The sequence below is a fragment of the Streptomyces sp. SID3343 genome (genome assembly GCF_009865215.1).
Taxonomy (GTDB): domain Bacteria; phylum Actinomycetota; class Actinomycetes; order Streptomycetales; family Streptomycetaceae; genus Embleya.
This window is the reverse complement of sequence record NZ_WWJX01000145.1, coordinates 1-10,718: the sequence shown is the minus strand read 5'-3', so window position 1 is coordinate 10,718 and position 10,718 is coordinate 1. Positions and strand designations below refer to the sequence as shown.

The following is a 10,718-nucleotide window of genomic DNA, read 5'->3' as shown; positions in this document are numbered from 1 at the left end:
TGGGTTGGGGGTTTTCCCACCCGCCCACCCGTGCTGTCCGGGGGGTGGGTTGGGGTTTTGTGCCGTCCGGGGTGGTGTGGTCCGGCCTCGCGGCGCGTGTGGGGTGGGGCCGTTCGGCCGTGGTGTGCGGTGGTTCTCGCGGGTTTTGGGTCGGTTCCGGGTGGCCGGGACGTCGGGTGGTGGGTCCGGTGTCGTGCGGGGAGCTGGGGCCTTGCTGGTCAGAATGTCAGTGTGATGGTGGCTGCGGGGGTGTTCGTGGCGTCTGCGGTGAGGGTGGCGATGGCCAGGGTGGGGATGGGGGTTGCGCCGGTTCTGGCCCGGGCGGCGACTGCCGGGCGGGCGCCCGCGGCGGACAACGGGCCCGTGGTGCGGGTGGTGGGGGACTGGGTGTGCCGAAGGGTCAGCAGGCCCGGGCCCAGCACGAGGTACTGGAAATGGTTGTCCAGGGTGCGGCACGCGACCATCGAGGCGGCCGGGGTCGCCTCGTGCGAGAGGTCGCAGCGGGCGCCGTGCAGGGCGGCCGTCTCGGCGATCGTGTCGGACAGGCAGTCGGCGATCGCCCGGTCGGGGCGGTCGGTCAGGCGCGCGAGCATGTGGACGCCGAGTCGGCGCAGGAACCAGGCCATGCCGTGCCCGCATCCTCCGACCGGCTCGGCGAGTGCGGTCGCGACCACGACGGCGGCTTCGGGGCTCGCGAGCGCGAAGGCGCGCTCGCTCGGATCGGTTCGCGGGTCGTCGACGACCACCTCGGCATGCACGAAGATCAGTCTTGGGGACGAAAGCGCTCCCGCACAGGGGCACGGGAGCGATTGGCTCGAACGTGTGGTCCCTGTGCCGCGTTGTACACGTGTCGCCGCCGTACGCTGGCGCCCATGACCGACGTGGAGAGCCGGCGCAGGATCAACGAGGCCATCACCTCGATCCGCAGGCTGATGAGCAGCCGGCGCCTCGACGCGCTGCACATGGAACGGTCCGGGGTCCCCCTGGGTCTGGTCGCCATCGGCGTCCTGCACCGCATCATCGACGGCGGCCGGATCCGGCCCACCGAGCTCGCCGAGCGGGCCGACATCCAACCGGCCGCGCTGAGCCGGCAGATCCGGATCCTGGAGGAGGGCGGCTACACGGTCCGCGTCACCGATCCCGACGACGGCCGGGTGTCGCTTCTGGAGGCCACCGAGCGCGGGCACGAGGCGTACCGGCTGTTCGTGGCCGCCAACGACGAACTGCTCGCCCGTCAACTCGCGGACTGGACCGCGGCCGACCTCAACGATCTCGCCGACCGGATGCAGCGGCTCGTCGCGGATCTGCGCGACCCGATCGACAATGATTGACCTTGTTAAGTAACCGGGTTAACGTCCGGCCATGGCATGGGACTTCAGCACCGACCCCGACGTCGCGGCCGACCTGGACTGGATCCGGCGGATGGTGGTCGAGGAGATCGAACCCCTCGACCTGATCCGATCCCGGATGAGCGCCGACAACTGGCGCGCCGTCACCGACCCGCTCAGGCAACAGGTCAAGGACCGCGGCCTGTGGGCCGCCCACCTCGACCCCGCCCTGGGCGGCGGCGGGTTCGGCCAGGTACGGCTCGCCCTGATGCACGAGATCCTCGGCCGCACCCCCTCCGCGCCGGCGATCTTCGGCAACCAGGCCCCCGACTCGGGCAACAGCGAACTCCTCGCCGTGGGAGCCTCCGACGCGCAGAAGGAGCGCTGGCTGTGGCCGCTCCTGGACGGCCGACTGACCAGCTCGTTCTCGCTGACCGAACCGCACACCGCGGGCTCCGATCCGACCGGCATTCGCACCCGGGCCGTGCGTGACGGTGACGACTGGGTCATCGACGGCCACAAGTGGTTCGCCTCCAACGCGCGCCGCGCCGACTTCGTGCTCGTGTTCGCGGTGACCGACCCCGACGCCGATCGGCACCGCAGGGCCTCGATGTTCGTGGTCGAGCGGGACACCCCGGGCATGCGGATCGTGCGCGACGTGCACACCATGCACCACCCCTACGACGGCGACGCGACACGCAACCTCGGCGGCCACGCGGAGATCCGCTTCGAGGGCTGCCGGGTACCCGACTCGCACCTGATCGGCGCGCCCGGCGACGCCTTCGTACTCGCCCAGAAACGGCTCAACGGCGGCCGCATCCACCACACGATGCGTTGGATCGGCCAGTGCCGCCGAGCCTTCGACATGCTGTGCGAGCGAGCCGTGTCGCGGCATTCGCACGGCAGGGTGCTCGCGGACCACCAACTCGTCCAACAGATGGTCACCGAGTCCACGATCGACATCGAGGCGCTGCGGCTGCTGACCCTCAAGGCCGCGTGGACGTGGGACCACGAAGGCCCCGGCGCGGCCCGACAGGCGGTGTCGCAGGCCAAGTACCGGGGCGCGCGGATCCTGCACGACGTGGTCGACCGCGCCATTCAGGTACACGGCGCGCTGGGCTACTCGACGGACCTGCCGCTGGAGGAGATGTACCGCCTGGCCCGCAACTTCCGCCTCTCCGACGGCGCCGACGAGGTGCACGTGCAGCAGGTCGCCAAGCTCGCGCTGCGCCGCTACACACCGGTCGAGGGCTGGCCCAGCGAACACGTGCCCACCCGCCGCGCGGCGGCGGAGAGCCGATACGCACAGTGGCTGGACCGGCCGTGACGGCGACCCGACCGGCCGTGACGGTGGATCAGGAGGCGCTGACCGCCTGGCTGGTGGCCCAAGGGGTGGTGGCGGCGGGCGCCGAGCTGCGCGTGGATCAGCTCGCGGGAGGCTCGTCGAACCCGACCTTTCGGCTGCGCGAGGTCGGCGGCGACGGGGTCGACCTCGTGCTGCGTCGACCGCCCGACCGCGGCGCCCTGCCGACCGCGCACGACATGGACCGCGAGTATCGGTTCCAGGCCGCGCTGGCCGCGACCGCCGTGCCGGTGGCGCCGATGGTGGCGCTGTGCCGCGACGCCGCGGTGATCGGTGCCCCCTTCTACGTCATGGGCCGCCTGGACGGCGTCGTGCATGCGCGTGCCGCGGCGGTACGGGAGCTGCCCGCCGGCACGGCCCCGGCGGCCGCCCTGGCGCTCGTGCGCACGCTGGCCGCCCTGCACGCGGTGGACCCGGTGGCGGTCGGTCTCGGCGACTACGCGCGACCCGAGCCGTACGCGGCACGGCAGTTGCGCCGCTGGCGTCGCCAGTGGGAGGCGTCGAGGGTCGAGACGGTGCCGCTGGTGGGCGACGTACTGGCGGCGCTGACGGCGGCGGTGCCGGACGCGGGTCCGGATCGGATCGTGCACGGCGACTACAACCTGGCCAACGTGATGTACGAACGCGCCCGCCCCGAACGGGTGCTGGCGGTGCTGGACTGGGAGATGGCCACCGTCGGCGCCCCGGAGGCGGATCTGGGCCAGTTGCTCGCCTATTGGGGCGCCGCGGGTCGGTTGCTGTTCGCCGACCGCGGCGGGCACCTGCCGGATGCCGCGCCGGGGATGCCCTCGGCGGCGGAGTTGGTGCGCGAGTACCACACCGCCGGCGAGCTGAGGGTCCGTCACATCCCGTTCTGGGAAAGCTTCGCGGTGATCAAGCTGGCGATCATCTGCGCGGGCGCGCTGCGGCGGGTCGCGGATCCGACGGCGGAGCATCGGACGCGGATCGAGTCCGTCGTGGCCGGTTTGGCGAACATTGCCCGGGACACGCTGAAGGAGTGAGGTTCGTCGGGAACGAACCCCGAAAATCGGGTCGAATACCTCGATGGTTGTGCTCGCAAAAGTAAAATTATCGAGAACTTCCCTCCGGATACGCATGAGTAGGCCCTCAAGGGGCCAAGATTGCAGTGTTCGCCAGGGAGCGTGGCGAACACTTCGAGACGAGGCGGGCCCGGCCGGGGCGGGCCCGCGTCGTCCCTTCCGGATAGTCGCCCCTTCGGGGCGAGGAATCCGGCGGAGGCTCCGGTCACGGTCTCGGTCCGAGGGTGAGTGTCCGAGAGTGAGCGCCCGAGAACGAGTGTCCGAGCGTGAGTGCCCGAGGGTGAGTGCAAGCCCCCTCGCGAGTGCCGACCACCTCAGTAGGCCGTGACACGGACCTGATCCAGATCCTCCAGGATGCGATCGAGATCGCCCGGAGCGGAGACGAACGCCAACACCGCGCGCTGGAAGGCGTCCCGCATCGTCGGCGGCATCAGATCGGAGCCGTCGAATCGCACCGAGGCGGCCGCGGCCAGGTCCGTGCCGAGCCGCTCGGTCACCTTGTCCTTGTAGACCGACAGCGACACCTGCCCGTCCGGGGAGAGCGACGTACCCGACTCGACCCAGGTCGCCTGCGCCTCGGTGCTCGTCAGGTACTTGAGCAGTTCCCACGCGGCCGGGGTCGCGTGGAACATCGCGGCGAGGTCACCCGCGACCTCGCGCGGGGCCGGCGTGCCGAATCCGGGGAACGCCATCGCACCGTAGCCCGGTTTGGCGCCCGGCGCCGCAGCGGGCGAGGCGGCCGCGTAGCTGCCCGCCATGAAGGACGCCTGATGGTCGAAAACGCAGCCGCCGCGCGGGTCGAGCACCTGCCTCGCCTTGTCGTGGTCGGTCAACAGCGCGGTCATCGTGCCGCCCGCCACGGTGTCGCGGGCGTTCACCACCTCGCCCCAACTCTGCCACGCGGCGCGGATCTGCGGCGCCCGCCACGAGAGTTTCCCGCTCGACCACGCGTCGTAGACGCCGGGCTCCGAACGGGCCAGCACCAAGTCCTCGATCCAGTCGGTGCCCGCCCACCCGGACGTCGTACTGGACGCGAGCCCGAGGCACCACGGGGTGACCTTCGACGCGCGCAACGTGGCGGTCGCGTCGAGGAGTTGCGCCCACGTGGTCGGTACGGCCAGGCCCGCGTCGGCCAACTTGGCCGTGTTGTACCAGATCGTGCTCTTGAGCGCGGCCTTGAGGACGACGGCCACCTGCTTGCCGTCGACCTGCCCGGCCTTGGACCACTCGGGCGCGTAGGCGGGGCGGATGTCGTCGAGCGGGACCAGTTTGTTCGTCTTCGCGTAGTGCAGCAGATCACCGGGCGCGCTCACGATCGCCAACTCCGGCGGATCGCCCTCGTCGACGCGGGCCGCGAGGACGGCCGAGATGTCGCGCGTGCCCTCGAACTGTACGTCGATGCCCGACTTTCGCTCGAACGGCGCGACCACGTGCTCGAACGCCTGCTGCTCCGCCTCCGTCGTCCACGTGCCCAGGACGCGCACGACCTTCGGCTTGTCGTCCCGTGCGCACGCGGCGGGGGACAGCACCGCGCCGACGAGCAGCATGGTCCCCAGCGCCGACCTCAGCCTGCCGGTTCGCCTCACCTGAGCCTCCCGTATTCGATCCGGCGGATCAGCAGGCCGGCGAGCGCGAGCACGAGCACCGCGGAGCACACCACCGGGCCGCCGAGCCCGAGCCCGCCGTCGTCGGCGGCCTCCGTGAGCGCGTCGTCGCTCGCGCGCCGACTCGCCAGGAGCGCGTCGGCCAACGCGGCGTCGGTGTCGTCGGCGGCGCCCGACATCTGGTTCGCGCCCTTGCCGGTGAGCATCGCGACCCCCTCGCCGCCGTTGAGAGTGCCGCCGCGAGGCGCTTGGACGCGGGCCTGATCGCCCGCCCGGCGCAGGGTTTCGAGGGAAGTGAGCACACGCGCTCCGGCGTCGCGCAGAGGCCGTGAGCGGTCGTCGGCGAGCGCGGTCGCGAGCAGCCCGCCGAACGACGGGTCGCCGCCGTTGCGAATGCTTTCGATCTCGGCCGGAGCCGGCAACGGGTCGGCCAGATCGGGCAGTGCCAGGCCCGCGGCGACGGCGTTGCCGCGCGGCACCCCGCCCGACGCGACGTCGAGCGCGGCGGTGCCGACGATCTCGTGGACCGCGGTACGCGCCTGCCACAGCGAGGACTGCTCGCTGACGCCGCGCCCGGCCGCCTCCGCGAGCCGGTCGTGGGTGGTCTGCGCGTGCACGACCGTCACCGCGATCAACCCCGCGAGGGCCGCCGCGGCCAGAAGCAGCAGTGGGTTGGCGCGTCGACGAAAGCGCCGGCGCACATACGAGTGCGCGAAGAGCAGGAGCAGCAGCACCACGAACGCGGCGGCGCCGAACGGGATCGCGACGTATGCGCCGACCCACCACGTCGAGCGCGCCTCGTGGATGTCCGCGAAGTCCTGGCGGCGCTGCTCGTACAGGCTCGTCACGATCGTGCGTCGCAGGTCCGACGCGTAGAACACGTTCGCCAGGGACAGCGGGTCGTCGCCGCCGGTCTGCGCGAGGCCGACCATGACGGTGTACTCGACCATGAGCGCGCTGACGTTGGTGAGCCGCGCCCGGGCGACCGGGTCGCCCTGGTGCAAGTCGGCCGCCATGGTCAGGAATCGGTCGGCCCGTTTGACCGCGTCCTGGTAGTCCTGCCCGGGTCCGGTCAGCGAGAACGCGCCGGACACCAGACTCGTTGCGGTGGCCCGATCGGCCTCGGTGACCGCCGCGGCGGCCTGGTCGAGCGCGAGCACCGCCGGAATGCGCCGGTCCTTGAGGCTCGCGGTGGTCTCCCGGGAGCGCTCCGCGATCAGGATCGACAGTGTGAACACCGGTATCAGGGCCAACACCACGAGCACCGCGAGCGCCACGAGGCGCCCCGGCGTCGAAGGTGGAATGCGCAGTCGTCGGCGTGACGCACGAGGTACCACCGGTGGTGCTGCGGTCCTGAACATGGAACGGGCGCCCCCTCGTTCCCATCGGCAACCCGGTCAGGGTATGCGCGTGAACGGGGGGTTACCACATGGTGTTCACCCTTGCCGGCGTGAAGCCGGCGTGCTACATGGGCGTTACGCAGAGCGATCCGAGGCGCGGTGTCGCCGGGTTCGGTCCGGACGCGCTACAGGAAGGTGTCGCGGCCTCCGTTGGCGATGACGGTCTGGCCGGTGATGTAACGCGAGGCGTCACCGCACAGGAACACCGCGGGCAGGCCGAGATCGGTCTCCGGGTCGCCGACGCGGCCGATGGGAACCTTGTCGGTGATGCGCGACTCCATCGTGGGATCCGCCTCGAACGCGGCCGCGAGCGCGGGCGTAACGGCAAGCGGGGCAAGGCCGTTGACCCGGATGCCGACCGGACCCCACTCGCGGGCGAGTGCCTTGACGAAGCCGCGTTGCGCGCCCTTGACGCCGGCGTAGAAGGACAGGTTCGCGCTGCCGCGCATGCCCGCCGGCGAGGTCAGCAGCAGGAGCGCGCCCTTGCTCTCCCGCAGATGTGGATAGGCCGCGCGGGCCACCGTGAACGAGCCCGTGAGCGAGACGTCGGCGTGCTCGCGCCACAGTTCGGGCGATGCCTGCTCCAGGTCCACCGGGTCGCTGGAGCGCCGCGACGTCGCGTTGTGGACGACCGCGTCGAGTCGTCCGAAGCGGGCCACCGTGGTCTCGACGGCCGTTCGGACCGACTCCTCCGACGTGACGTCGCACTCGGTACAGGCCGCCGCGTCGCCGCGTGCGGCGATCTCGGCGACCACTTCCAGGCCGCCCGCGAGCGCGCGCGAGGTCACCATGACCGTCGAGCCGGCCGCCGCGAGGGCCAGCGCGATGCCGCGCCCCAAACCGGCCGCCGCGCCGGTCACCAACACCACGTGCTCGGTCACGGCGTCATCAGAGCTCCTCCGTCGACGGTCAAGGTGGCCCCGGTCAGCCGGCCGGCCTCCGGTGCGAGGAACAGCGCGACGGTGTCCGCGACATCGCCCGCGGTACTCGGTCCGGGGAGTACGGACTCGCCGCGGTCCACATCGGTGCCCCGCAACTCCTCGGCGCCGTAAGCGAATACGTCGGGCACGACGAAATTGACGGTGATCCCCGCCGCGGCCCACCGCCGCGCCGCCGACTTGCCGAGCGCGCGCAACGACTCGGCGCACGTGGCGAGCGGCACCAGGCCCGCGCCTCCCTCCAGGGCGATGGAGGGCAGTACGAAGACGAACCGCCCCCGGCGTGGAAGCAGGTACTCGTGGGCGACCTGAAGCACTGTCAGCCCCCACCGCACGGGCTCCTCGGCGAGCCGATCCCAGTCGGCCGCGGCGAGCGACGCGAGCGGGCGCGGGGTGAACGCGTCGTCGGGCAGGAGGGTGTACACGACGGCGTCGACGGCAGGCCCGTGGCCGGCCTCGCGCAGGACTGCGGGGAGCGCGCGGCGCAGATCGGCGGGGTCGTCGAGAGGACCGAAGGCGGCGAGGAGTTCGCCGCAGGGCCGGCCGGGCACGCGAGTGGCGTCGGGCGCGATGCCGGGTCGGGCGACGTGTCGGCCGTCGGAACGAGTGCCCGGCCGAGGATCGGGTCGGGGAACGTTCCGGGTGTCGTCGTGGGCGTCGGGTCGGGTCTCGGGTCGGGCGTCGACGTACGGGTCGGCCCCGGTCTCGGGTCGGGCGTCGACGTACGGGTCGGCCCGGGTGTCGGGTTCGCCGGCCGTGATCGCGATCGTCTGCTCGATCCGCCCGGCGGCCGCACGGCAGTCCCGGCGGTCGAACAGGATCACGTCGCAGCCGTCCCGAAGCAGCCGCGTCGCGACCGCCTCGCCCATACCGGCCGCGCCGACGACGACGGCCACTCGTTGCGCCACGAGACCTCCGAAACTGGTGATCGCCCGGTACGTGTGCTGTCGGGCATCGCCGGGTACGGGCGCATGGCCGTTGCCGTCGATGATCGACAACGCGATGCAATCACGGAGCGCGCGATTTGACCATGTGTCAGATCGGTTGCGCGTGTCACCCGTTTCCTTTTGCCCGACGCTGTGTTTGGCTTCGTCGCATACCCGGTGATCAGCTGAGGAGCGGTCTTGGCGACCTACGTGTACCGATGCGTGACGTGCGGCGACTTCGAGGTCGCGCGTCCGCTGGGCGAGGCTGCGGCGGGGGAACCGTGCCCGGTGTGCGCCGACCCCGGCAGGCGCGTGTGGACCGCGCCGCGCCTGGGCAACACCGGCGTCGGAATGCGGCTCGCGGCGACCGAGGAACGGTCCGCGCACGCGCCCGCCGTGACCTCGGGGCCACCGGCGAGACCGGGTGTGAGTGGGTCGGGCGATCCCCGACACGCACGTCTGCCCCGGCCCTGACATACCGTCACCGGCCGTCGTACCACCAAGTCTTCGAGGAGCCACATGCCCGAGGTCGTGTTCGGCGTCGATCAGTCCCGCCCGTTTCGTGAACAGGCGGTGTTGGGGCACAACCGCTGGCACCCCGACGTGCCGCCGGTGACCGTGGTCAAGCCCGGGACGGAGTTTCGGGTCGAATGCCGCGAGTGGTTCGACGGCACGATCGGCAACAACGACTCCGCCGACGACGTACGCGACGCGGACCTGAACATGGTTCACCAGCTCAGTGGGCCGATCGGCGTCGAAGGCGCGCGACCCGGCGACCTGCTGATCGTGGACATCCTCGACGTCGGCGCCGTTCCGCAGGACGACACGTTCGCGGTGACCGGGCCGGTCGCGGGTCAGGGCTGGGGCTACACCGGCCTGTTCGCGAAGGAGAACGGCGGTGGATTCCTGACCGACCACTTCCCCGGCGCGTACAAGGCGGTCTGGGACTTCCACGGGCAGCAGGCCACGTCGCGGCACATCCCAGGCGTCGAACTGACCGGCATGATCCACCCGGGACTGATGGGCACCGCGCCGTCCGCGCAACTGCTGGCCGCCTGGAACGCCCGCGAGGGCGCCCTGCGCGCGACCGACCCGGACCGGGTGCCGCCGCTCTCGCTGCCGCCCGAGCCGATCGGGGCGGTCCTGGGGTCGTTGGACGCGGCGCGGTTCGCCGCCGCCGCGGGCGAGGGCGCGCGGACCGCGCCGCCGCGAGAGAACGGCGGCAACCAGGACATCAAGAACCTGACCGCCGGCTCGCGCATCTTCTACCCGGTCTTCGTGGACGGCGCCAAGCTGTCGGTCGGCGACCTGCACTTTTGTCAGGGCGACGGCGAGATCACCTTTTGCGGCGCGATCGAGATGGGCGGCTTCATCGACCTGCGGGTCGACATCCTGCGCGGCGGGATGGAGACGTACGGCGTCACCACGAACCCGATCTTCATGCCGGGGCGGTCGGCACCGCAGTATTCGCAGTACCTCACGTTCACCGGATTCTCCGTCACCGAGGACGGCGAACAGCGCTACCTGGACTCGACGTTGGCGTATCGCCGGGCGTGCCTGAACGCGATCACGTACCTGACGAAGTTCGGCTACACCGCCGAACAGGCGTACCTGATCCTGGGGGCGGCGCCGATCGAGGGTCGCTTCTCGGGCGTCGTGGACATCCCGAACGCGTGCGCGACGTTGTACATCCCGACGGAGATCTTCGACTTCGACATCCGCCCGTCGGCGTCGGGGCCGGCCTTCGCGGACCGGGGCCAGTGTGCGGTTGTTGCCGGTGGCTGACGGGGGTTGAGGGCGCGGGTCGGTTGCGGTTGGGGCTTCGGCGCGGCAGGGGTTCCCACCCGCACCACCCGTTGCGTTTTGCTCGTGGGCTGCGGATTTACGGCGATCGGGGTGACGCGGTCCGGCCCCGTGGCCCGGCCCCGGGCCGCTGCGCCCCCGGCGCGTCAGCGCCCACCGACCAGGCCCCATCGAGTGTTCGACGAGCGCAGCGAGGAGAGCGGCGGAGCCGCGCCTTTCAGTGAGACTTCGGGGCCCGGAGCGAAGCGGAGGGACCCGAAGTCGCGAGCGGAGTGCCGCTTTTCCGGAGGAGCGAAGCGGGGGAGGAAAAGTGGTG

At 71.5% G+C, this 10,718-nt stretch carries 10 protein-coding genes; 5 read left to right on the top strand and 5 right to left on the bottom strand.

The annotated features are described in order from the left end of the window. Nucleotides 1–218 precede the first annotated feature (218 nt). Complete coding sequence (locus GT354_RS05085) at nt 219–758, bottom strand: hypothetical protein (protein WP_161354963.1); 540 nt, start codon at nt 756–758, stop codon at nt 219–221. Nucleotides 759–872: 114 nt separating this feature from the next. Here GT354_RS05085 and GT354_RS05080 point away from each other — a divergent pair, with 114 nt between their 5' ends. The 3 genes from GT354_RS05080 to GT354_RS05070 are packed head-to-tail and all read left to right on the top strand — an operon-like array spanning nt 873 to nt 3,692. Further along, a complete protein-coding gene (locus tag GT354_RS05080; protein WP_161354962.1) occupies nt 873–1,331 on the top strand; it encodes a MarR family transcriptional regulator in 459 nt (152 codons plus the stop codon). Nucleotides 1,332–1,362: 31 nt separating this feature from the next. Then, nucleotides 1,363–2,655, top strand: a complete 1,293-nt coding sequence (locus GT354_RS05075) for an acyl-CoA dehydrogenase family protein (protein ID WP_161354961.1) — start codon at nt 1,363–1,365, stop codon at nt 2,653–2,655. Beyond that, nucleotides 2,652–3,692: a phosphotransferase family protein gene (locus GT354_RS05070; RefSeq protein ID WP_161354960.1), complete on the top strand. Its 1,041-nt coding sequence runs from the start codon at nt 2,652–2,654 to the stop codon at nt 3,690–3,692. Before GT354_RS05075 ends, GT354_RS05070 begins: the two co-directional genes overlap by 4 nt. 353 nt (nt 3,693–4,045) lie before the next feature. Here GT354_RS05070 and GT354_RS05065 read toward each other — a convergent pair whose 3' ends face one another. The 4 genes from GT354_RS05065 to GT354_RS05050 form a co-directional block, all read right to left on the bottom strand. Then, on the bottom strand, nt 4,046–5,317 hold the full coding sequence (locus GT354_RS05065) for an ABC transporter substrate-binding protein (RefSeq protein WP_161354959.1): 1,272 nt from the start codon (nt 5,315–5,317) through the stop codon (nt 4,046–4,048). Beyond that, nucleotides 5,314–6,612, bottom strand: a complete 1,299-nt coding sequence (locus GT354_RS05060) for a hypothetical protein (protein ID WP_161354958.1) — start codon at nt 6,610–6,612, stop codon at nt 5,314–5,316. Before GT354_RS05060 ends, GT354_RS05065 begins: the two co-directional genes overlap by 4 nt. Before the next feature lie 248 nt (nt 6,613–6,860). Further along, the gene (locus GT354_RS05055; RefSeq protein ID WP_202511528.1) at nt 6,861–7,616 is read right to left on the bottom strand and encodes an SDR family oxidoreductase; all 756 of its coding nucleotides are present in this window, start codon (nt 7,614–7,616) and stop codon (nt 6,861–6,863) included. Then, a complete protein-coding gene (locus GT354_RS05050) occupies nt 7,613–8,581 on the bottom strand; it encodes an SDR family oxidoreductase (RefSeq protein WP_161354957.1) in 969 nt (322 codons plus the stop codon). The genes GT354_RS05055 and GT354_RS05050 overlap by 4 nt, the downstream gene beginning before the upstream one ends. A gap of 216 nt (nt 8,582–8,797) precedes the next feature. Between GT354_RS05050 and GT354_RS05045 the strand changes: the two genes are divergently transcribed. Continuing rightward, nucleotides 8,798–9,073: a zinc ribbon domain-containing protein gene (locus tag GT354_RS05045; protein ID WP_161354956.1), complete on the top strand. Its 276-nt coding sequence runs from the start codon at nt 8,798–8,800 to the stop codon at nt 9,071–9,073. Between the two features lie 45 nt (nt 9,074–9,118). Beyond that, a complete protein-coding gene (fmdA, locus tag GT354_RS05040) occupies nt 9,119–10,384 on the top strand; it encodes a formamidase (RefSeq protein ID WP_161354955.1) in 1,266 nt (421 codons plus the stop codon). Nucleotides 10,385–10,718 lie beyond the last annotated feature (334 nt).